The sequence below is a fragment of the Aliiglaciecola litoralis genome, from assembly GCF_039523355.1.
GTDB classification, from domain to species: Bacteria; Pseudomonadota; Gammaproteobacteria; order Enterobacterales; family Alteromonadaceae; genus Aliiglaciecola; species Aliiglaciecola litoralis.
On sequence record NZ_BAAAFD010000010.1, the window covers coordinates 64,475 to 87,735 of the forward strand.

At 45.4% G+C, this 23,261-nt stretch carries 20 protein-coding genes; 12 read left to right on the forward strand and 8 right to left on the reverse strand.

The features are described from left to right. Positions 1-33 precede the first annotated feature (33 nt). Genes ABD036_RS15440 through ABD036_RS15450 form a run of 3 tightly spaced genes read left to right on the forward strand, consistent with a single transcriptional unit; the run spans position 34 to position 2,944 of the window. Positions 34-768, forward strand: coding sequence for an MBL fold metallo-hydrolase (locus ABD036_RS15440; RefSeq protein WP_343861510.1), 735 nt, complete (start codon positions 34-36; stop codon positions 766-768). Beyond that, positions 765-2,426: a hypothetical protein gene (locus tag ABD036_RS15445; protein ID WP_343861511.1), complete on the forward strand. Its 1,662-nt coding sequence runs from the start codon at positions 765-767 to the stop codon at positions 2,424-2,426. The genes ABD036_RS15440 and ABD036_RS15445 overlap by 4 nt, the downstream gene beginning before the upstream one ends. Continuing rightward, entirely contained in the window at positions 2,426-2,944 is a 519-nt protein-coding gene (locus ABD036_RS15450) for a 2-amino-4-hydroxy-6-hydroxymethyldihydropteridine diphosphokinase (protein ID WP_343861512.1), read from the forward strand. Before ABD036_RS15445 ends, ABD036_RS15450 begins: the two co-directional genes overlap by 1 nt. Here the strand turns inward: ABD036_RS15450 and ABD036_RS15455 are convergent. From ABD036_RS15455 to ABD036_RS15470, 4 genes are all read right to left on the reverse strand, one after another. Then, positions 2,831-3,553, reverse strand: a complete 723-nt coding sequence (locus ABD036_RS15455) for an SDR family NAD(P)-dependent oxidoreductase (RefSeq protein WP_343861514.1) — start codon at positions 3,551-3,553, stop codon at positions 2,831-2,833. The genes ABD036_RS15450 and ABD036_RS15455 overlap by 114 nt on opposite strands. A gap of 197 nt (positions 3,554-3,750) precedes the next feature. Beyond that, a complete protein-coding gene (locus ABD036_RS15460; RefSeq protein ID WP_343861516.1) occupies positions 3,751-4,734 on the reverse strand; it encodes a catalase family peroxidase in 984 nt (327 codons plus the stop codon). A gap of 94 nt (positions 4,735-4,828) precedes the next feature. Then, positions 4,829-5,407 (reverse strand): DUF3750 domain-containing protein, encoded by a 579-nt coding sequence (locus ABD036_RS15465; protein ID WP_343861518.1) that lies wholly within the window; start codon positions 5,405-5,407, stop codon positions 4,829-4,831. A 205-nt stretch (positions 5,408-5,612) separates the two neighbouring features. Further along, positions 5,613-6,164 carry a CC0125/CC1285 family lipoprotein gene (locus ABD036_RS15470; RefSeq protein WP_343861520.1) on the reverse strand — a complete coding sequence of 184 codons (552 nt, stop codon included), beginning with the start codon at positions 6,162-6,164 and terminating at the stop codon, positions 5,613-5,615. Positions 6,165-6,424: 260 nt separating this feature from the next. Between ABD036_RS15470 and ABD036_RS15475 the strand changes: the two genes are divergently transcribed. After that, positions 6,425-6,910, forward strand: coding sequence for a nuclear transport factor 2 family protein (locus ABD036_RS15475; RefSeq protein WP_343861522.1), 486 nt, complete (start codon positions 6,425-6,427; stop codon positions 6,908-6,910). A gap of 102 nt (positions 6,911-7,012) precedes the next feature. Here ABD036_RS15475 and ABD036_RS15480 read toward each other — a convergent pair whose 3' ends face one another. From ABD036_RS15480 to ABD036_RS15490, 3 genes are all read right to left on the reverse strand, one after another. Further along, positions 7,013-8,662, reverse strand: a complete 1,650-nt coding sequence (locus ABD036_RS15480; RefSeq protein ID WP_343861524.1) for an amidase — start codon at positions 8,660-8,662, stop codon at positions 7,013-7,015. 102 nt (positions 8,663-8,764) lie between these two features. Beyond that, a complete protein-coding gene (locus ABD036_RS15485) occupies positions 8,765-10,282 on the reverse strand; it encodes an Hsp70 family protein (protein WP_343861526.1) in 1,518 nt (505 codons plus the stop codon). Positions 10,283-10,599: 317 nt separating this feature from the next. After that, complete coding sequence (locus tag ABD036_RS15490; protein WP_343861528.1) at positions 10,600-11,580, reverse strand: transposase; 981 nt, start codon at positions 11,578-11,580, stop codon at positions 10,600-10,602. A gap of 313 nt (positions 11,581-11,893) precedes the next feature. Here ABD036_RS15490 and ABD036_RS15495 point away from each other — a divergent pair, with 313 nt between their 5' ends. After that, entirely contained in the window at positions 11,894-12,643 is a 750-nt protein-coding gene (locus ABD036_RS15495; RefSeq protein WP_343861530.1) for a hypothetical protein, read from the forward strand. Between the two features lie 297 nt (positions 12,644-12,940). Then, positions 12,941-13,219 (forward strand): superinfection immunity protein, encoded by a 279-nt coding sequence (locus tag ABD036_RS15500; RefSeq protein ID WP_343861532.1) that lies wholly within the window; start codon positions 12,941-12,943, stop codon positions 13,217-13,219. Positions 13,220-13,290: 71 nt separating this feature from the next. Here the strand turns inward: ABD036_RS15500 and ABD036_RS15505 are convergent, their stop codons facing one another. Continuing rightward, complete coding sequence (locus tag ABD036_RS15505) at positions 13,291-15,093, reverse strand: DUF885 domain-containing protein (RefSeq protein WP_343861533.1); 1,803 nt, start codon at positions 15,091-15,093, stop codon at positions 13,291-13,293. A gap of 288 nt (positions 15,094-15,381) precedes the next feature. Here ABD036_RS15505 and ABD036_RS15510 point away from each other — a divergent pair, with 288 nt between their 5' ends. Genes ABD036_RS15510 through ABD036_RS15535 form a run of 6 tightly spaced genes read left to right on the forward strand, consistent with a single transcriptional unit; the run spans position 15,382 to position 23,260 of the window. Further along, on the forward strand, positions 15,382-16,719 hold the full coding sequence (locus tag ABD036_RS15510; protein ID WP_343861534.1) for an NAD(P)-dependent oxidoreductase: 1,338 nt from the start codon (positions 15,382-15,384) through the stop codon (positions 16,717-16,719). A 1-nt stretch (position 16,720) separates the two neighbouring features. Beyond that, positions 16,721-18,001 (forward strand): NAD-dependent dihydropyrimidine dehydrogenase subunit PreA, encoded by a 1,281-nt coding sequence (gene preA / locus ABD036_RS15515; RefSeq protein WP_343861536.1) that lies wholly within the window; start codon positions 16,721-16,723, stop codon positions 17,999-18,001. Positions 18,002-18,019: 18 nt separating this feature from the next. Further along, positions 18,020-19,348 carry an omega-aminotransferase AptA gene (aptA, locus tag ABD036_RS15520; RefSeq protein WP_343861538.1) on the forward strand — a complete coding sequence of 443 codons (1,329 nt, stop codon included), beginning with the start codon at positions 18,020-18,022 and terminating at the stop codon, positions 19,346-19,348. A 9-nt stretch (positions 19,349-19,357) separates the two neighbouring features. Next, positions 19,358-20,854: a CoA-acylating methylmalonate-semialdehyde dehydrogenase gene (locus ABD036_RS15525; protein WP_343861540.1), complete on the forward strand. Its 1,497-nt coding sequence runs from the start codon at positions 19,358-19,360 to the stop codon at positions 20,852-20,854. Between the two features lie 26 nt (positions 20,855-20,880). Next, entirely contained in the window at positions 20,881-21,750 is an 870-nt protein-coding gene (locus tag ABD036_RS15530; RefSeq protein ID WP_343861542.1) for a nitrilase-related carbon-nitrogen hydrolase, read from the forward strand. Positions 21,751-21,778: 28 nt separating this feature from the next. Next, positions 21,779-23,260, forward strand: a complete 1,482-nt coding sequence (locus tag ABD036_RS15535) for an NCS1 family nucleobase:cation symporter-1 (RefSeq protein WP_343861544.1) — start codon at positions 21,779-21,781, stop codon at positions 23,258-23,260. The last annotated feature ends 1 nt before the right edge of the window (position 23,261 follow it).

Sequence of the window (23,261 nt, forward strand, 5' to 3'; positions counted from 1 at the left end):
ATTTGACAGATTAACTTAGAGAGGTTTTTACAGATGTCAGACGTATCCTTTACAGTATTGGGTTGTGGCCACTCTGAGTCGCTTGAACACTTTAATAATAACGCCATGATCCGCAGTACGAACCACACCATGCTTATTGATTGTGGACACACGATTAAGCACGCATTAGCAGCGCAGAAATTGACGTTTGCAGACATTGATTCAGTATTTATTACGCATGTTCACGGAGACCATGTGTTTGGCCTTGAGCGTCTTGCTTATGAATCCAAATTCAAATACAACAAGAAAGTAACCCTGTATTTGCATGAGGAAATCAAACATGAGTTATGGGACCAAACCTTAGCAGGCTCACTAGGTAGAGACAGCGATGGCATTAATTCCATGGATGATTGGTTTGACGTGAAATTCGTTGAAAATGACACTATTTGCATTGATAAACTACGAATTAACACCTTTGAAGTCGCTCATACTCCAAGTAAAACGACCCATGGTATACTACTCAATAATCGTTTATTTTATTCGTCAGATACCACCAGCATCGCTGATGTCATAACCGACTTACAATTTGATATTGGCTTTCACGATGTCACATTGACAGACTGGAATCCGGTGCATGCAACCTTAGATTCACTTATTCAGGATTACCCTGAGTCTGTGCGCCGTAAACTCTTTTTAATGAGTTATGAGGATAATTGGCAAGCGCACTTGGAAAAAGTCGAAAAGTATTTCAAAGGATTCGCATATCAAGGACAAACGATTAATTTATGAAGCCGTTTCAAAATATCTATTTCGATAAAAAGAACCATCGTTTTTCAATATTCATAGACCCATCTGGCGCGCTTTCATTTGTATACTGGCATGTACTCAAGAAACACGGATTTAGAATGCTTGAAGCAGATCAATTTGTGCAAGCAGAGTTATCTCCACCTAATAAAGCGAAGATAAGGCGAGGCCTTGGTTTCGAGTCTTTAGCGCTGATGCCAGCGGCTTCATTTCAAGCCACGGAATTTACCATTTATCGACATCAATGCTTTGACCAAAAAGACCTTTTAGAACTTACCTCTAAGGCTAATCACAAGGCGGTTTTTATTGAGTGTGAATTTTCTGAAATTGAACTAGAAGGCCATGTATTCAAAGACTCTCTTGCTTTTTTAGATTGCACCTTTAAGCAAAATTTTCGTTTGTTGCACACTAAAATCTATGGTGATGTCTGGCTGCCCAATTGCACGTTTAAACAGCACTTTAGTTTAAAAGAGTCTTCGATATTAGGTGATGTTCATTTGGAATCATCCAATTTTACTGGTACAGGCGGAGCTTCATTTCGAGGGATCCACGCTCAAAATGTGTTTTTAGATCTGGGGGTAGCAGGAGGCCAGGATCTATTTTGGCTCAATGAAATGGTGATCGAAAATACCCTTTCTATCGGTGGCTCATTTCAAAACGAAATACAAATTTTGGGGCACCAGGACGCGGATGAAGAGTGCGGCGTCGAATCGACCATTGGTCATATTCAAATTGGTGTGGAATTATACGAGTTTGAAAACGCTAATCGAACTCACATTAGCTCACCGCTGCGATTAAATGGCTTTAAGACTCTCGGAACAATTCAAATACGCAACTTGAAAGCCGAACGCTTTGAGTGCATTGACCTTAGCGCAGAATTACTGAGCTTACACAATGTCAATGTCGAAACCGATATGGTGCTTCAAAGCAATGACGTTGGTCATACACCATGCGTTAACAGCGCTGGTATCCAATTGACAGACTGCAGCATTGGTCGACATCTGAAAATCCAAGATAATCAGTTTAGCGGCGCGCTTTCCTTAAATGGCTCCGCGGTAAGTGAAAACACCTATCTTGAAAACAACGATTATTGCCAGCACTCAAAGTTAGATATTCGTCGCTTTACCGCATCTCGCGTGCTGATTTCACCAGCTGATTTTCTGACTCGCTACGCCCCTTTTAGAATATTCAGCCCAAAAGAATTTAGTCTATTGCAACATAGCAATAAAGAGGAGTTGGGTGACCAATATTGCGCACTGAAAAACTGGTTAGCAGATTCTGGCCGAATGGAGTTGGAAGACATGGCGTATTTTCATATGCGTCAGTGTTATCAAAACAAAGTCGCCGTCCGAGCTTTATTCGGCGGAGCTTTTGGATGGGGGGTCAGACTGTCCAACATTGGTGTTTCGTGTGGCATATTAATTCTGCTTTTCGGTGCTATATTTAGTGTAATTGATGAAAAAATTATGATCTTAAAGGCACTGTCCCTCAGTACACAGAGTTTCATTAGTTCTTTCTTCGGAAAGTGGGACGATTATCAACCTGATGGACTCTTGTCCAATCTAGTTACCTTAGAATCAGTCATAGGGGTGATACTCATCACGGTATTCGTCGGCGCATACATACGGAAACTGCTCAGATAATGCTATATTTTTTGTCCCTCGGGACCAACATGAATCCCAAAGCCAATGCAGTTGCGATGGTCCGTTCGCTGATCATGGAATTTGGCACTATTCAGTTGTTTCCTTTTGTAGAAACTGCTCCAGTGGATATTAATAGTGGTAATCAATTTCTTAATTCTATTTGTGTTATCAATACCAGTTTGAGCCAAGCTCAGGTTAAGGCGATGACCAATCAGATTGAAATTAACATGGGCAGAGACAGAGCCGATCCTCTGTGCTCTAAAAAGGACCGGCCGGCGGATATCGATATTATGTTTAGCTCAGCAACCCCAGTGGAGTTAAGCACCTTACTGACTGACGAGCCTTATGTGAATTCTGTGGTATTTGGCAATCCCAAAAAACAGGTAACCTTATCGTCCTTCGGACTACCCTCGATTGATCGACCTACCACCATCGACCTTAATGCTGACACCGGTCAAATAGTGATTGTTGACGATGAATTCGATTGTGTCGATCAAGCATTCAAAACCGCCCTCTGAGGCTAATAGCGTTTCGCTGAGGACCTTTTTAATTGAGGCTTCGCTATGCGAAGGTAAGAACTTAACGGGTCCTGGTTGAACACTATTCACTCTCAATTGCGGCGCATATTTTTTAGCTAACGACTTGGTTAAGCTTTCAAGGCCCGCTTTAGTTGAACAATAGTGTGAACTGGCTTGTGACGGATTGTCAGCGAAAATATCGGTGATATTAATCACGTTTTTGGCACCCACCTCGCTTGAAAGTGCGTACTTTTGTCCAAACCACTCGTTTATTACGGTGGGGAAAAGCATGTGCACTTCAAAAAAGCGCTGAAATTTATCCGCGATTGCTCCCAATTGCCGTTCGTCGTCCTCGTACAGGGACGCATTATTGATCACAATATCGATGTCAGCATCAGCGATAGACTCAATGGTTTTCATACCGCCCGCGGCATTGTATTCACCACATTCAATCACCTTGAGCTTGTCAGGGTACTGCTGTCGCAGTTGGGCTAGTCCATCGTTAATCGTGCGCGTTACGGCAAATACGGTATCGCCTTTACTAAGATAGTTTTGTACCAAACCAAAGCCGAGGCGTCTGCCGCAACCTGTAATTAAAATTGTTTTCATGGATTAACCGTTGTCAGTGAATGTTGAGATTGAGTGTGTTTTCAGTTTTGAACCATACCGCGATGAAAGTTACCTAGATGCTTCATGAATTCAATACCAAGTTTACGGGCGATATTCAATCTGGATCAATCTTAGGCATTACAAATATGCGAGCCGTAGCTCACACCTCAGCAAAATACTCAGCGATCGCTAGTTCATTATTGATTACTTAAACGTTTACCAAATGAAATGGCATAAGCTGCCGATCGCATCTTTAATACGGGATCATCACTGGGTGTGAACCCGGACGAAAGCATATTGGGGTCAAAGTTAACATTCTTGCACGCCTCGCCACCAGCTTGAGTCACAGTGATAACACCTAGCGTGACTTGAGGGCGTTCTTTGGGCCACTGATTGGACGGGTCGATGTCGCTATCTTGTGGCTCTCCCAGTGTTGCTCGCAGTGTGTAACTGATGGTCTTCTCTGCCAATTGTTGACTAAATCGTGAATTTAGAAAATCTGCGGGCTTTTCCGCTACTCCTTCTTTGCTTAAGGTTTCAACGCCTAAGTTGGGCTCAAGATGCCAGCGAAATTTAGTCGGCTTATCTGTTTCTCTATCAAAGTAAAAAGTATGCAGCCCGAAGAATTCGGTATTGGCATATGATGCAGCCGTCTTAGCGGATTGCTGCCAAGCGATATGAGGCTGAATACTGGGATGTGATGCGATGTAAGTGGCGGTTTTCTGAGGATCTCGCTGGCCGTTTTCATCCGGCAATAAAGTGGATAAGAAACCATGAAAGACATCAGGATTTTTACCTGCAAATACCGGAAAGTTATTACCGGTAAACACATGCACACTGCCGTCGGGCAATTTTATTTGGATACCTGCACCTCGCGTTCCCGCAGTTCGCTCGTCGGCGTCCGGATTTCCTCCTCCTACTGAAAACCTTAAGGAAACAGGAAGTTCACCACTGGATAGTAATTTAGCACCTTTAAATGCATCGGGATTAGCCGGTGTAAATGTGCCTTGGGCACACAAACCGCGAGCATGGGCTTTTCGATGCCCCGGATATTTACCACTCAGCTTTTCAAACATATCGACCAAATCACTGGCTTGCACTGGCGTTTGTGCCAAAGTATGCGATGTAGGAAGTGTAGTTACTAAGCCAACAACTAGACCAAAAAACAAATGAGATTTCATAGTGTGTATCCTTGATGAGCCAATAGTACTAGCATAAACCTTCACAGAAAAAATTACCTGAATTTACTGTGCTGTTCGATTTGAAACAGTCTTCTCAATCTATGTTGGCCTGTGCACTTATGTCAGGCTCTTTATTTTTATCAGCATTGGCATAACCACTGCCGATAGCGCGAAACGGCAGATTTAGTTCTAGCTCCGGCACTTGCAATCCAACCCAAGCTGGAAAAGTATTGCTATTAGGCCCCGGAAAAACTCTGTACTCATTTGACCAAGGATATCGTGAAATTACTGCGGTTATTTTTGGGATGAGCTGATTGGCTTTATCTCCCGATATTGATAACACTTTTTCAGGTTTAGCTCCGTACCAATATGTATCTGGCGTATCCGTGGAATATTCTCTTAGCGCTGGCAGGCCCCGCTTTACGCGCCAACCAACCACTTCATAGACAGTATATTGCGCGGCATCCTGAGGTTTAACTGCCAACCACGAGTGTACAGCAAACCAGCCACGCCAGCTAAAGGCATCCGCAGCGTAGACCTCAATAACGGCGTCTTTGAATTTTGTCGGATCGACAGCGATTCCGGCTGGTTCGCGGCTGGAATTGCGCCAGTTATTGTTCGAGCATGCACTCAAAAATATCGTAGTGATGACGATAAGCGCTAACAACCTCATGCAACCTCCTGTAGTTTACTCAGACTTTCCAGCACAACATAATGCACTGCAGTAACGCAAAGTCTTTTGGTTAAATCAGCAGGTATATACGACAAAACGACCAAATTGATCGTTTTGTTAATTGACTATTTAAAGCGATTATCTTTGCCATACGTGCCGCTGACCATTGATATTACCTAGTCGCAACACAGGATGCTGAACACGTCTAGATTGACCGACTCAAGTTAGTTGATAACGCTTTGGCATCGAATACTTTATTGGGGTTTTCAGGATTATTTTTGCCCATTTTAATCAACAAAGTAGCCACAACTTTATCGGCCACTACTTGTGTGGTTGTTGTACTCCCTTGATAGGTACTGGCATTGCTGATGGTGCAGCCTAATAGGCCACAAGTGGAGGTGGTTTCTCTGGCAACTACCGGAGTTGGGCTTACTCTTGTCACTGTTTTCGTTTCTTGGTCGGCATCACTATCGATAATCTCAAACCAGGCGAAACCTTTTTCGAGGGTGAGATTGGCAGCATGCAACAGTGCGTAATCTTTGGCTTTTTGCACATCGGTATTATTGTTACCCGTAAAAATGACCTGATATTGATCATTCGATAACTTTTTGTTTGCGTAACCTAGTTTTCCATAGTCTTCGGCTTGAGAATAGGGTGTGGGGGCGACCGTTGCACAAGCTGTCATGATGATACTTAACATGATCATCAACAACGTTTTGAATACCGGTGAACTAATAAAGGTGTAAACAACTCGCATATTTTCTCCTTGCTACTTCATTCATGTTGTTGTCTCTACAACACATATCAAGTTCCATGCCAGCTTCTAAGCCACTAAATTCAATGGTTCACCCATTTTCTTAATAGATCTTAATTATCAAATTTACATCGTTGTGGGTAATTTATTCATAACTATGACGCTTTACGTGTCGCCCGTTTCAATTGGTTACATTTAAGCAGCAACATGAATTTCCAAAAGGCTTATTATGATTAACTCAGATAAAGATCAGGTGTTCCAAAATGATACGTTTTAACCAGCTTGTTTTTGGTCTTGGTTTCGTTTTTTCTTCCGCAATAATGGCCCAGGTGAGCGAGTCAGAGGTGCTATTTAAAGTACTCGAGCTAAAAGACCAAGCGCTGTTTAAGCAAGGATTCAATCAATGTGACTTGTCAATAACCGCGTCACTCATCAGTGATGATCTTGAGTTTTACCATGATCAAGGCGGGGTTGATAAGGGCAAAGCGGCTTTCTTGAATACGCTAAAAAATGGCTTGTGCCAAACAGGCCAAAATAAAATCGCCCGTCATTTAGTGAGTGGATCATTAAAGGTATTTCCCATGTACGATCAAGGTGAGCTATACGGTGCTATTCAGATCGGTGAGCATAATTTCGCGCCATCAGGAGAACCTGTAGTCGTTGAGCTTCCAGCGCGTTTCACCCATTTGTGGTTACTACAAGACGGAGAATGGCGTTTAGCCAGGGTGTTGAGTTATGATCACCACTAATAGCCAATCTCAGAATATCGTTTTAAAAATGTCTTAAAAAACTGACTTTAGATACCAATCGTTTTTCAATCCAAAGCTCAAGTCATGCTCGTTAATTAGCAATTAATGACTTTTTTGAGGCACTTCATACGGCGCCATGGCTCTGGCAACCGCAGGGATTGCCTCAGCGTTAGACAAGTACCTAGGTTCAAGTCTTCGTTGTGAGTGTTGCTCATAAGCGAAGGCGTAAGCTAAAATCTGCGCATCCGAATTTTGTGTACCAATAAAAGACATCCCCACTGACAAGTGATTAACGGCCCCCATAGGTACGGTTGCATGAGGGTATCCAGCACGCGCTGCGTGCGAGCCATACCCAGGCCAGCCATTTGGCCACACATCACCGTTAATAGGATCAATACGAGGAACGGTCAACCCCGAGGGTGCCACCAACACATCGACCTGGTATTGTTGCAGCAGTTTATCTATGCCATCTTGACGACTAGCACGCTGAACGACTTCAATTGCGCTTTGATATTCTTGGCTATCCAAAGTGCCCATTTTTTGTGATGCCTCCAGTATACTTTGGTCAAATAGCGCCAGCTCTATATCTTGATGAGCTTGATTGAAGGCGATTAATTGTTCGAGTGAGCGCGTTGTCACCATAGTTGGAGAAGTAGACGCAAGGTAGTTATTCAGGCCATCTTTGAACTCAAATTTTAAAATGTCGTAGGCCAGTTTGCCTAAGTTATCAGGCTGGGCAGGACGCTTTTCAATATGAACCAATATAGCGCCTGCTTTCTCTAAGTCCTCTAGTGCGGTTGTAAAGCGAGCCCGAATGCCTGCAGAATTTCCTTTGGCGAAATTCAATACGCCCACTCTAACGCCGGCCAACGCATCTAATGTCAGTCCAGCGGTATAGTCGATATCAGGCGTGGTAGTGGCCATGGCATTCATCATCAGCGCTGTGCCCATTACCGTTTTAGTCATCGGCCCAGCGGTATCCTGTGATGCCGAAATAGGAATAATATATTGCTGAGGCACTATGCCAACGGTTGGCTTAAAACCAACGACACCATTCGCATTGGCTGGACAGATTACTGAGCCGTTAGTTTCCGTTCCTACAGTTGCAGCGGCCAATGAGGCTGCGGTTGCGGCGCCTGAACCTGAGCTGGAGCCACAAGGGTTGCGATCAAGCATATGCGGGTTACGAACCTGCCCACCTAATACACTCCAACCGCTGAGTGAGTCTTCAGAACGAAAATTAGCCCATTGGCTGAGATTAGTTTTACCTAAAATGATGGCGCCTTGGTTTCTAAGACCTGCAACTAGCGGACTATCACGACCAGTGGCATTGTTTTTGAGCGCCAATGCGCCGGCCGTAGTCGGCATGTTGTCTTTGGATTCTATATTATCTTTGAGCAAAATAGGCACACCGTGCAATGGCCCTTTTACGTCACCTTTTAAACGTTGTTGATCGCTCAATTTTGCTTGGTTTAACGCGTCTGGATTGAGGGTTAGAATTGATTGCAGTTTTGGCCCATTCTTATCAATGTCTTGGATACGAGCCAAATAAAGTTGTACCAATTGCTCAGCGGTGATGTCTCCGTTTTGCAGCGCATTCACCACAACAGGCAAGGGTTGAGCGAGAATTCCTGTCGCGTGATGATCATTAAAATCTGCATCGGCTAGTTTGTTTATACTGTGTTTTGGCGCTGATGAGCAACCACTGATAATTAAGCCAGCAAGCAATGCGAGTAAGGTTGGAGACTTCATGTTAATCGGTTCTTAGCAAATAAGCGGTAAGCTCAAACTAATCAACTTAATGCCTATTTGCAAGTTACTACCAAAGAACACATGGTTGCCACATTTAACAGCTTAACTAGCTTTTTCTTTCGCCAACTTCGCCGCTTGAATGGCTAAACCTTCACATACAGAGTTAAACGCATCCCCTTCCATCACGGGTAAATGCGGCAGCATGACCTCTTGCAATTCTTGTTTTACTATAGGCGACAAACTCATACCTCCGGTAATAAATAACACCTCCGGTGGCTCAAGGCTTTTGTCCAGACACTCAGTGACTAAGCGTTTGACTTTACGCAACCAAGACTGCATTGAACGGTTCAAATCGTTAAGGGTGAGATTGACATCGTAATCAGCTTCTATGTAATGCAAAGGCAGCGTAATTTCGGTTTTAGAAGAGAGTAATTCCTTAGCTAAACGCGACGAATTAACTAACCTCGCAGAGAGTTTCTCTTCTTGTACAGTAAGTAAGCGCTTTAACAAGCTGGGATCTTTGACGATCGACATGGTTTGTAAAATATCGAGGCCATACTCTTCTGAGAAAAACCGATTTAATTTGGGGATATCGTCCACCGCACACATGTCTGAGAAATAAGTTGGCGGCACTGGTAAGCCATTTTGCATTAGCAAACCCTGCCCCATGGTTTCAGCAATCGATTTGACGATCAGATTTTTATCGCACTCCATGCCACCTAACCGCGCGCCCGTGACGGACAAAACATCTTGCTGACGATCCAGGTTTGCCAGTTTTTCAGGAGATAACTTAATACAACAAATATCGGTAGTGCCGCCCCCTATATCGACCACTAAAACATTGGTATGTTTAGTTAATTTTCGTTCAATTTTATAGGCTGCAGCAATCGGTTCCTCTAGAAACTCAACCTTATTGAAGCCTGCCATTTGGGCCGCTTGGGTCATAATTTCTACCGCTTGATTATTACCGGCTTCGCCTCGTGTACCGTGAAACTTAACCGGCCGACCAATCACTGCGATATCAACGTTTTGCTGCAGTTGTTTTTCGGCACTGAGGCGGAAAAACTCTAATTGCTTAGCAATCATGCCAACAAAGGCTTGTTGTTGACCTGCTACTAAGTTCGCGCCCAGAAAATTTTTCGGAGAGTATATTAAGCGGCCTTTATCAGGTGTTTTCAGATAACGCTTAAAGCCCTCTTCACCAAAGGCAAACTGACCTGTTTCAACTAATTGATGCAAAGGCAAATCTTGCACTGTCATATCTTTGAGCAACAATTGGATAGCTCGTCGCTGGAGTGCTGGGCGATTATGCAGCTCGCCTCTTAGCTCATCAATTCGGTCACTATACAGCCGTTGCTCTCGAGGATCTTGAGCGTCGTAATAGCCGTGCTTAGCTTTTTCAATTTGTTCAGTAATAGCACGTTGAATTTGTGCTACTTTAGCTTCAACCACTGGTGCAGGAGGCACAGGAAGATCGTCCTGATAATAGATAAAAACGGACGAGCGGATCTTATTCGCCCCATCTAGATCTGGGTCGAGTTTGATGTAGTGATGTTGCTGCCCATCAAAATAAACGACTTCGGAATTTGATGTCCCGTAGTCTATGCCAATTGCCGCCATTTAATTTGTCAGTTAGTTGAAAACAAGGCCGCGGATTGTAATGTAAAATACAGCCTATTTCATTAGCAAAATAGAGACACCCATATTTAAAAAAGAAACAAACAATATAAATAGAGACACTCATTTTTAAAATATTCTTGGATGTTAGCCAGCTTCATAAAAATTCGTGACTTTTTTTAGTCTCAAAACGCGATTAAATTGGCTGCTTTTGTATTTTGGTTGAGGTGTATGCTGAAAATCGGCTTATTTCTCAAATAACAGGCAGCCGGATTTAGCAACTTTGGGTTGATGAGGGTTTATTTGGGAGTGGATTGTTTCTAAGCGTGTTGCAATAAGGCTCTGGCCTTTACCATCCCTCGTATGCGTTGATGCTTTGTGTGCTGTTTGAATTGTTGAAGCATGTGTTCACTACCTACGGCGGTGTAAAAGTGTTGTTCAAACTCGGTCGTTAGGGTTAACCACTGCTCTGCATTAAGACCAAGACTGTTTAGAATGGAGCTGTGTTGCGGCTTGATATGACCGGCTTTATCCTGACGAATACACTTGCCCGTGCTCTCAATCAGCTCACAGTAATCAATTAGGCTATACGCGATACCTTTGGGCATGTCTTTTTTGTGGTTGCCTACAAAGCGCATTAATGTGCGGGGCTGTTCACCCTTGATAAGCGCATGGATACGCCTTTGAATACTGGTGTGTCTTGAGGTTTCAGGAGCGCTGTCCATGTTGGCTCGAATAGGGTTTAAGTCGACATAGGCCATACAGGCTATCAGCGCACTTTCATCTAACAAGGCTTGAGATTTAAAGCGTCCTTCCCAAAATCGCCCCGTACATTCATCTTCTTTGTTCGCCTCACGGGCGATGTGCTCGTTCAGATTGCGCATCAGCCAACTGATGTCATATAAACGTTGACGGTAAATAGTGACCGTTTGCTCCAGACTCACAAGCTCAGCGTCACTGAGCGGCTCGCCTTTGTGATATTGTTGACTCAACAAGGTGCCTTGATACAGCTGATGCCAACGCCTAATCACCTCAGTCATCGACCAGCTATCCGCGGAGTCTTTATCCACACACAGCACCACATGGGTATGATTACTCATCACCGCATACGCACAAATATCAATGGCGAACACTGACGCTAAAAATAACAAACGTTTCTCTACCCACCCCCGGCGATGTTCAAAGCTTTGTCCCGTGAAAGAATCTTCACCACACAAAAAAGAGCGACGAACACAGCGTGAAACACAGTGGTAGTAAGGGGTGTCAATTAAACTGATTTGGTTTTTACGTGGTTGGGGCATAACAGACCATCCTTGGTTGTTTGGTTACCCTAAACTTAGAACAAAATGGCCGTTTCGCCATTTTTAATGTGGGTGTCTCAGTAAAACTGGACTAGAGTTTTGCTATTTTTGAAGTGGGTGTCTTGATTACGTTCTATTTTTGAAGTGGGTGTCTTGATTACGTTGATTACGGTAAACATACGCAATTACTGTAATGTTCGACTAAACTGCTTACACCATGAATATGTGAGTTTAGTAATAGCTAGATTTTTGTCGCTTGGTTATTGGCGTATTAAACCCTTGTGGTTTTTAAAATACTTAAAAGGACATTAACATGAATAATAAGCAATTTAGCCGACTAATAATGCCTCTGCTCGCAAGTCTACTGTTAACCTCCCCTTTCGCGATGGCTGATAATCATTCTCCTCAGATGTTAGCTGAAATGTGGGTTATGACCGCCAAAGATGGACAGGCTCCAAGTTTAATGGAAGCGATGAAGAAATACGACGCAGACAGCCGTAAGCTCGACAATCCAAGAGACTGGCATATGTACACTCCTGTCTTTGGCAATCACTTAAACATGATAGCAGTGCGATCATTTGGATTTAGTTGGCCCGATATGGACTCATATCAAGCCTGGCGAACTGAGCACAACATGCAACAAAAATGGAACACCGATGTTCATCAATTTGTCGCTAACTACGGTCATTATCTGTCAGTGGTTGATACCGAAAACAGTCATTGGGGACCAGAAGTCAAATTTCGCTTTGTTGGGGTTACCAATTACAAAGTCAAAATGGGCCACTGGCAAGCAATGGAGAAGGACAAGAAAACCTTAAGTGATGCCGCCAAAGCTCAAAAATGGCCATTTAATTGGGAATGGGCAAAATCTGTCAGTGGAGAAAGTATGCTGATGCTGGCCGTTCCTTACGAAAACTGGGCTGCAATGGCCCCCCCAGAAACCACCTTTACGGATGTGATGACTAAGCATCTCGGTAGCGAAGAAGAGGCCAAAAAAGTCCTTGAACGCTGGACGTCTCATTTTGAAAAAACCAGTTATGACTTGTGGGCTCGTGTGGAATAAATGCAGGGTAGAGGGACCTATAATCAAATGATTATGAGCACTGGTCAGCGATTTCGACCAGTGTTCAATCGCTTGGTAACTGTTACAAAGAACTCGAAATTAAACCGCTAATTTTCACCTGCAACCAATCCCCCTCAAACTCGCAAAATGCAAAAGTCTCTGTCGTGTCCTTACCCTCAATCTAATACTCTGAAGTCATCACAAACTGACCTTATAAAAATAATTTGTAATAAACTCCAAGCTTCTGTGACTAATAAAAACAAGCAACTCATTACCAACAAAAAACAGGAGCACGTCATGGAAAATCTATTAAGCTATTTTGAGAATATGAATGTTTTACAGTGGATTATATTAGGCACCGCGTTATTTGCCGTTTGGTTTTTACCTGCAGCGCTGGCATTAATGTTTAATCGCAAACACTTTAAGCTAATCCTAGTTGCCTGTGTGCCCGCTGGCTTTTCTATTATTGCTTGGTCTGGACTGATGGTGTGGGCAACCACAGGCAATATGCTGGATAAATATAAAAACAAAGCACTGCTAGACGAGAAAGCTCAAAGTGATTCTCAGACTATTTAATTACACTCTGCAAGCCCCGTTTAGTTAACAACATAGAAAGCTACTCTGACGGTATCGTCAGAGCATCTCGCTTAGATTTTATTGGATTCAATGTAGCGATCCACTTGCTGTTCTAGTATCGGCAGGGGCATTGCGCCTTGGCCAATGATCACATCGTGGAATGCGCGGATATCAAAGGTATCACCGAGCGCATTCTCGGCTCGTTGACGTAACTCAAGGATCTTAGTCATACCCATTTTGTAACCTAAAGCCTGTCCTGGCAGCACGAAATAACGTTCAACTTCGGTTTCTATATCTTGTGGCGATAACGGCGTGTTTTTTACGAAGTAATCAATCGCTTGTTGGCGCGTCCATTTTTTAGCATGAATACCGGTGTCGGTTACCAGTCTCACTGAGCGCCAGATTTCGTCTTGCAGGCGACCAAAGTCTTGCATCGGATCTTGATAAAAACCCATTTCCTTAGCCAGTTTCTCGGCGTACAGCGCCCAGCCTTCAACAAAGGCATTGCCGCCGCCAAATTTACGGAAATTAGATAAGCCTTCGAGCTCTTGGGCAAGAGCAAGTTGGAAATGATGTCCCGGCACACCTTCATGATAGGTAATAGCAGTAAACACGTATTTTTGAACGCCGGTCATATCGGCCAAATTCGCATAGTAAATACCTGGACGTGTGCCATCCATTGACGGTCTATTGTAAAACGCAATGCTAGTTGAATTCTCACGCCATGCTTCGACTTTACGCACTTCTAACTCGGCTTTAGGCAGTTTGTTAAAGAATTTAGGAGCCACTTTGAAGATAGCGGCCGTTTGCGCACGCGCATCGGCGAGAAAGGCTTCTTGCCCTGCTTCACTATTGGGATAAAAGTTATTCGGATCGGTACGTACAAATTCAAAGAACGCTTGTAAGCTCCCTTTAAATCCGACTTTTTGCATGATTTGGCGCATCTCGGCATGGATACGCGCCACATCTGCTTTACCGAACTCGTGGATCTGATCTGCTGTCATATCTAGGTTGGTGTAATTTTTAATCCGGTTTTGATAGAAAGCTTCGCCCTCTGGTAATGCCCACACACCTTGAGTGGCTTTTTGTAGTTTAGCCAGTCTTTTCACCTCGTTGAGAAGTGCAATATATCCGCGTTTGAACGGACCTTCGATGGCTTTATTGGCGTTGTCGATCAGCCCCTTTTTTTCCGCAGCAGATATATTAAGCGCTGCCACTTTGTCGGCAAAATCGGCTTTGATCGGCACTTGTTCAATAATACTTTGAATGTCGGCGATCATAGCTGGGAAGGCAAATTGGGGAGCAATCACGCCATAATTGGCACGATCTTGAGATTGCTTAACCATCTCCGCTAAACGATCTTCTATGCCGATGATACGAGAAATATAGTCTTGCGCGTCTTGAACTGAATCTATTTTGTGATTGTTCTGCAGCAGTGTCAGTGAATAAGTGAATTGCCCCTGAAATTGGTCGAGTACGTATAAATGGCGCAAAAAACGCGCGTTTTCGATCGCTTGTTGCAGCTTAAACTTAAATATGTCGTAACTAAGCTGACTGTCTGGACTCAATTTAGCGTAATCAAATTCAGCTTCTAAACGGGCCAAATCCTGTTTCACCTCTTCGGTGCGAGCCTTACTGTAATCATCTGATATATCCGTCCACAGGCCTTGACGCTCAGTCTTTAACCCTAAGCTGGTTTGTCTGTCTGGGCTGTTAGCAATATTTCGCTGGAAAATATCCTCAAAAAATTGTGCCAAACGAGCATCTTGGCTCAGTATCGTTGCTTTAGCGGAACTGCCAGCAGCAAAGACTAAATTGGCCTTACTACCGCCAAGGATAATCATAAACGACAAAATATATATTCTGAGAACCATCGGACAACATCCTATTTCAAAACAAGAGAGACAGAGTAAGAGATAATTGGGGTTAGAGTAAACTTATCCGTGAATTAATTTTGTTAACTCAACGCGCTTTTTCTTTTGCACTTCATTTACATTTATGCAACATTGGTGAAACAAATGTTCCAGCAGCGTTTTCTCTGTAATAAAAATTTCTGCACCCATTCTGGGAGAGTGAGGTAATTACTATTTGAAAGACTGCTTCAAAACTGACATCAGACAGTTGTCTCACAGACAAGTGACTGTGTCCCAAAGGTGGTAAAAATGACATCTGGCGCGACTAAGATCAATCCAAATAAAAATGATAATTTTACAGACTTGCATAAACCCTTAAATCGACTTCAAGCCATCACTGAAGCTGCGCGTTGTACCTACTGTTACGATGCACCCTGCATAAAAGCCTGTCCAACAGGAATTGATATCCCTACTTTTATTCATCAAATTCGTACCGACAATATCACAGGTGCGGCCAAAACAATTCTGCAAGAAAATATCATGGGGGGGACTTGCGCCAGAGCCTGCCCCACCGAAGTGTTGTGTGAACGTGCGTGCGTGCGTAATCACGACCAAGGTAAGCCAGTCGAAATCGGTTTGTTACAACGGTTTGCAGTGGATGATTTAGTTTTATCTGATGAGCCGCACCCTTTCGTTCGAGCACCTGAAACAGACAAGCGCATTGCGGTTGTCGGTGCCGGTCCCGCCGGATTATCTTGTGCGCACCGTGCCGCGCTCATTGGTCATACTGTTACTGTTTTTGATGGCCGCGAAAAGGCCGGTGGGTTAAATGAATATGGCTTAGCTGCGTATAAAATGGTCGATGATTTTGCCCAGAAAGAAGTCGAGTTTTTACTCGGCATTGGTGGTATCGAAATGCGTCATCAACAGCGCCTAGGTCAAGAAATCCAATTAGCCGACTTACAACAACAATATGATGCGGTGTTTCTTGCCATTGGCCTGAGTAATTCCAATCAATTGGGTCTTGAAAATGAGTCATTAAATGGCGTAGTGGATGCCATTGACTTTATTGAAGATATTCGCCAAGCGAAAGACTTAAACCAGCTTGACGCCGGTGACAGTGTTGTGGTGATCGGGGGAGGCAACACAGCCATTGATGCTGCGGTGCAAGCCAAGCGTTTAGGCGCTGAGCAGGTCACCTTGGTCTATCGACGTGGTGAAGAGCACATGAGCGCTACCGACTGGGAAATAGAATTAGCGCGTAAAAATGGCGTCACTATTCAGTGCTGGGCAAAACCGATTCAGCTGCACGGTACGAATAAGGTGGAGACGATCACCTTTGAAGATACCCATCTAGAGCAAGGGCGATTGGTCGGCACGGGCGACACCTTTGAAATAGAGGTAGACCGAGTCTACAAAGCTATTGGTCAATCGATGAATACAGATGCCCTTACTGGGCTGACGTTAGCTAATGGCAAAATCGTCATTAACGAACATTTTCAAACCAACCTGAAAAACGTGTTTGCCGGTGGCGACTGCATCGCCAGTGGTGAAGATTTAACAGTACAGGCGGTCGAGGACGGCAAACGCGCTGCTCACGCTATGGGTCGTGTGTTATTTGGTATTGATGTAACGGAGATTTTTTAAGATGAGTAAACTAGCCTGCAACATTGCCGGGATCGACAGTATCAACCCATTTTGGCTGGCCTCTGCCCCTCCCACTGATAAATATTACAACGTTGTTAGAGCCTTCGAAGCCGGATGGGGCGGCGTGGTATGGAAAACCTTGGGTGAAGATCCACCGGTTATCAATGTGTCCAGTCGTTATGGTGTGCACCATGATCGTTCGCGTAACGTAGTGGGCATTAACAACATCGAGCTGATTTCCGATCGTCCACTGGAAACGAATTTAGAAGAAATAAGACGGTGTCGCAAGGAGTGGCCCGATAGAGTCATTATTGGCTCGATGATGGCCCCCATAGAAGAGCGCGCTTGGAAAGAATTAGCCATCAAGATAGCCGCCTCTGGTGTACATGGGATTGAGTTGAATCTTGGTTGTCCACACGGTATGTGTGAGCGTGGCATGGGCTCGGCCATTGGACAAGTTCCTGAAATGGTTGAACAAACCACGCGCTGGGTTCGTGAAGTGGTCGATATCCCCGTGTTTACCAAATTAACACCAAACATTACCAACATAGTGTGGGCGGCAGAAGCGGCAATGAAAGGCGGTGCCCATGCGGTATCTCTGATCAACACCGTTAACTCCATTGTGTCGGTAGATCTTGATCAAATGGCACCTAATCCTATCGTCGATGGCAAAGGCACTCACGGCGGCTATTGCGGTACTGCAGTAAAACCCATCGCCCTTAACATGGTAGCCGAAATCGCCCGTAATCCCGCCACCAAAGACTTGCATATCTCCGCCATCGGCGGGATTGAAACCTGGCGCGATGCGGCTGAATTTATCGCCCTTGGTGCCAATGCCGTTCAGGTGTGTACCGCTGCCATGCTGTATGGTTTCCGTATTGTCGATGACATGATCGCTGGCCTTGAGCAGTTTTTAGATGATAAGGGCTATGCGTCTTTAGAAGATTTTCGTGGTAAAGCGGTAGCCAATACCGTGGATTGGAATGCCCTTAATATGAACTTCGATACCAAAGCCTTCATCAAAGAAGACAAGTGTATTGAATGTGGTCGCTGTCATATCGCCTGTGAAGATACCTCACACCAAGCGATTAGTTTTGAAGTCAAAGAAGATGGTAGCCGTCGTTTCACTGTGATCGATGAAGACTGTGTTGGCTGTAATCTGTGCGCTCATGTGTGCCCAGTACCCGATTGCATCGACATGGTGCCGGTAGACAACAACCAGCCAGTGATGACTTGGCCAGAGCACCCCAAAAACCCATTGGGTAGTCACAATAGCAAATAAGTGAAGGAGTCAGCCGTTATGAGTAACAATGCCGGTTTAAGCGAACACGATATGCAAGCCTACTGGATGCCCTTTACTGCTAATCGTCAATTCAAGTCAAATCCGCGCTTAGTGGTGGGTGCGGACCGTATGCACTTTACCCTATCTGATGGCCGCCAATTGCTCGACGGCATTGCCGGCTTATGGTGTTGTAATGCTGGTCATAATCGACCGCGCATTGTCGAGGCGATTCAAAAGCAAGCCGCTGAATTGGATTACGCCCCGGCCTTTCAGATGGGCCATCCCAAGCAATTTGAGCTAGCCAGTCGTCTGGCCAAGATGATGCCAGGTAACTTGAACAAGGTGTTTTTTACCAACTCTGGTTCGGAGTCTTGTGAAACCGCGCTAAAAATGGCGATTGCCTATCATCGTGCCAGAGGCGAAGGGCATCGTACCCGTCTGATTGGACGTGAAAAGGGCTATCACGGCGTCAACTTTGGCGGTATGTCGGTAGGTGGTATGCCCGCCAATCGTAAAATGTTTGGTAATTTGGTAGCAGGCGTGGATCACCTGAGGCACACTCATGGCATCGAAGAAAACCGCTTTTCCAAAGGTCAGCCACAGCATGGCGAAGAATTGGCTGATGATTTAATCCGCATGTGTGAGCTGCACGACCCCTCTACTATCGCTGCGGTCATTGTCGAACCGCTGGCAGGTTCGGCAGGGGTAATACTGCCTCCAAAAGGCTATTTACAACGTCTACGCAAAATTTGTGACCAACACGGTATTTTGTTGATTTTTGATGAAGTGATCACCGGCTTTGGTCGTTTAGGGACACCTTTTGCATCTAACTATTTTGATGTAGAAGCCGACCTCGTCACCACCGCTAAAGCCCTTACCAACGGGGTCATTCCCATGGGCGCGGTGTTCGCCCAAGACAAAATTTATGATGCCTTTATGCAAGGCCCCGACAACATGGTGGAGTTCTTTCACGGATATACCTTTTCGGGTAATCCCATGGCATGCGCCACCGCGCTGGCGACCTTAGACACCTACGAAGAAGAAGGATTGTTAACCCGCGCCGCCGAGCTGGCCGATTATTGGCAAGATGCTGCCCATTCATTGGCGGATCTACCGCTGGTGAAAGACGTGCGCAATCTAGGATTGATCGCCGGCATCGAACTTGAGCCTATTGCCGGTGCGCCAACCAAACGGGCGTTCAGTGCCTTTATGCAAGCTTATGAAGCCGGACTTTTGATCCGCACCACAGGCGATACCATTGCGTTGTCGCCGCCTTTGATTATTGAAAAATCGCACATTGATTTTGCCTTTGGCACCTTACGCAAAATCATCCAAGCACTCGATTAGGAAAACCTCATGTCTAGGATCGAACATATTATTTCAGGTAAAGCCACCTCAGGCGCCAGTATCCAAACCACACCAGTGTATAACCCTGCAACAGGTGAACAACAAAGTGAGGTAGTAGTAGGAACACCAGCGGATGTCGATAGTGCAGTAGCTAGCGCTAAAGCGGCCTTTCAGAGCTGGTCAAAAACTCCAGCGAATAAACGTGCCGCGGTGATGTTTCGCCTGCGAGAGCTACTCGACCAGCGCCGCGATGAAGTGGCCATGACTATCTCCAAAGAACACGGTAAAACGCACGATGATGCCCTAGGTGAAGTCACTCGGGCATTAGATGTGGTGGAGTATGCCTGCGGAATATCCGAAAAACTCAAAGGCGATTTTAATCGCGATGCAGCCCAAGGTATCGATGTCTGTGGAGAGCGCCAAGCACTAGGTGTCGTGGCTGGTATCACGCCCTTTAACTTTCCAGCCATGGTGCCGCTGTGGATGATCCCCATGGCCATCGCTTGCGGTAATGCGTTTATTCTTAAGCCTTCGGAACGCGACCCATCTAGCGCCAATCTCATCCATGAATTGTTTCAACAAGCCGGACTACCTGATGGCGTGCTGAATGTGGTGCACGGTGGCAAAGTGGCAGTAGACGCCCTGCTCGATCACAAAGACATTGCTGCAATTAGCTTTGTTGGCTCGACCCCAATTGCAGAATACATTTATGCCAGAGGATGTGCCGCAGGTAAGCGAGTGCAAGCCTTAGGTGGCGCCAAAAATCACATGGTGATCATGCCGGATGCCGATTTAGACCAAGCCGCAGATGCACTCATGGGAGCTGGATTTGGCTCCGCGGGAGAGCGCTGTATGGCAATCAGTGTGGCTGTACCCATAGGTGAAAAAACCGCGGATCTGTTAGTCGAAAAACTGATCCCACGGATCCAAGCCATGAAAGTGGGACCATACACTCAAGCCGGAGCTGACATGGGACCGGTGATCACCGCTGAAGCCCAAAATCGTATCGTCGGTTTGATTAACCAAGGTGAATCTGAAGGCGCAGTGGTTAAAGTGGATGGTCGCGGCATAAAAGTCGATGGACACGAAAACGGATTTTGGGTTGGTGGCACCTTGCTAGACCATGTCACAGCTGATATGAGCGTGTATAAACAAGAGATTTTTGGGCCCGTATTATCAGTGCTGCGCGCCAAGAGTTATCAACAAGCAACAGATCTAATTAACGCCCATGAATACGGCAACGGCACAGCTATTTTTACTCGCGATGGTGATGCCGCCCGCGATTTTGCCGCGACCATAGAAGTGGGTATGGTGGGGATCAATGTGCCTATTCCAGTGCCAGTGGCATACCACAGCTTTGGTGGTTGGAAGCGCTCCATTTTCGGAGCTCATGGCATCTACGGGCCTGAAGCGATCCACTTCTATACACGCTTAAAAACCGTCACTACACGCTGGCCAACAGGTATTCGTGCCGGTGCAGAATTCAATTTTCCAAGTATGCAATAACAAATAACAAAAACACGGAGATTATTATGTCGACATTACGAGCCGGACTTATCCAAATGGGGCTAAAAGCATCTACCGATGAAGATCCCGAAACGATCCGTAAAGCCATGATCGAAGCCCATTTACCGCTTATCGACGAAGCCGGCAAACAAGGCGTGCAAGTATTAAGCTTTCAAGAAGTCTTTACCCAACCTTATTTTTGTCCCAGTCAAGATACGAAATGGTATGCCAGCGCAGAGCGCATTCCTGATGGGCCGACGGTAAAATTGATGCAAGAATATGCCAAGAAATATCAAATGGTCATAGTGGTGCCGATTTATGAACAAGATGATGTGACCGGCGTGTATTACAACACAGCGGCCGTCATCGATGCCGATGGCAGCTACTTAGGTAAATATCGCAAAACCCATATTCCTCAAGTATCTGGGTTCTGGGAAAAATTCTTCTTTAAACCGGGCGCTTCAAATTGGCCGGTATTTAATACCCAATACTGCAAACTGGGCGTGTATATTTGTTATGACCGTCACTTCCCCGAAGGCTGGCGTGCGCTGGCACTAAACGGCGCTGAATATATCGTCAACCCATCAGCGACAGTGGCAGGATTGTCAGAATATTTGTGGAAACTCGAACAGCCTGCGTCCGCTGCCGCCAATGGCTGTTGGATTGGTGCGATTAACCGTGTGGGTCGTGAAATGCCATGGAATATTGGCGAGTTTTACGGTCAAAGCTACTTTGTAAACCCGCGTGGCCAAATTGAAAAAGAAGCGAGTCGCGATCAAGATGAGTTAATCATCCACGATTTAGACATGGGCATGGTCCAAGAAGTACGTAATACATGGCAGTTCTTCCGTGATCGCCGCCCAAGTACCTATACATCATTAACGGACGGCGAATAACTAGAAGGTTGATAATTCGGGGGACACTATGACATCCAAGGTAGATACACAAACAGCACCATCGGCAGCTGATCAGCCATATGATGCTGATCTATGGAATGAAGATCTCGCCCCTACTACGGTGGCGAATCGCACATGGAACTGGCTACATTTCGCTGCCTTGTGGGTAGCCATGGTGGTCTGTGTGCCTACTTACATGCTCGCTGCCGGACTGGTGTCCGAAGGCATGAACTGGTGGCAGGCCATTTTGACTGTACTGCTTGGCAATATGATCGTGCTACTACCAATGATCTTAATTGGTCATGCCGGTACCAAGCACGGCGTACCCTTCCCCGTGTTATTACGCAGCGCCTTTGGAACCAAAGGTGCGCGAATTCCTGCGCTAGCCAGAGGATTAGTCGCCTGTGGTTGGTTTGGTATTCAAACGTGGGTGGGGGGCAGCGCCATTTATGTGATCATAAATAGCTTGTCTGATAATGCCTTTCAAGGCCAAGCCTTACCTTTACTGAGTATTGATATTGCTCAATTGTTGTGCTTTTTGGCTTTTTGGGCACTCCATCTTGTGTTCATAAAATTCGGTACCGAATCGATTCGAGCTTTAGAGAGTTATGCAGCGCCTTTTTTGATCCTAATGGGATTGGCACTGCTGTACTGGGCATACAGCGAAGCGGGCGGATTTGGCGCGATGTTATCCACGCCATCACAATTTGAGCCTGGTGGTGCCAAAGAAGGACAATTTGCCACGACTTTCATTGCGGGCTTAACGGCCATGGTGGGTTTCTGGGCAACCATGGCATTGAATATTCCCGATTTTACCCGTTTTGCTAAATCTCAACGTGATCAAATTATTGGTCAAGCAGTTGGACTGCCCATTCCCATGGCGTTATTTGCCTTTATCGGTGTGGCGGTGACCTCGGCAACGGTGACGATTTACGGTGAAGCCATTTGGGACCCTGTCGCGCTTGCTGCGCGCATGGGAGGATTCGGTGTTGTGGTTGCCCTTGCTGCGCTGGCACTGGCCACCTTGACCACCAATTTAGCGGCCAATGTGGTGGCGCCAGCCTATGGGTTTTCCAATTTAAGTCCGGCAAAAATCAGCTTTAAAATGGGCGGTTACATCACCGCAGGGATTGGTATTGCCATCTTCCCGTGGAAGTTGCTAGAAACCGCAGGTGGCTATCTATTTACTTGGTTGATTGGCTACTCTGCCCTACTCGGTCCAATTGCTGGCATATTGATTGCCGACTACTTCATTTTACGTAAATGCAAAATAAATACCGATGCCCTGTTTCGTCATGATGGCGAATACGGCGCCAACAACGGCTGGAATATGGCCGGACTCACGGCACTGGTAATTGGCATATTGCCCAATTTACCAGGCTTTTTATATGCTGCAGGTGTGCTTGATAGTGTGCCTGACATTTTCAATACGCTATATCATTACGCGTGGTTTGTTGGCTTATTCGTAGCCGCCGCGCTGTATTTAATATTAGCCAAAAAAGGAGATTAAT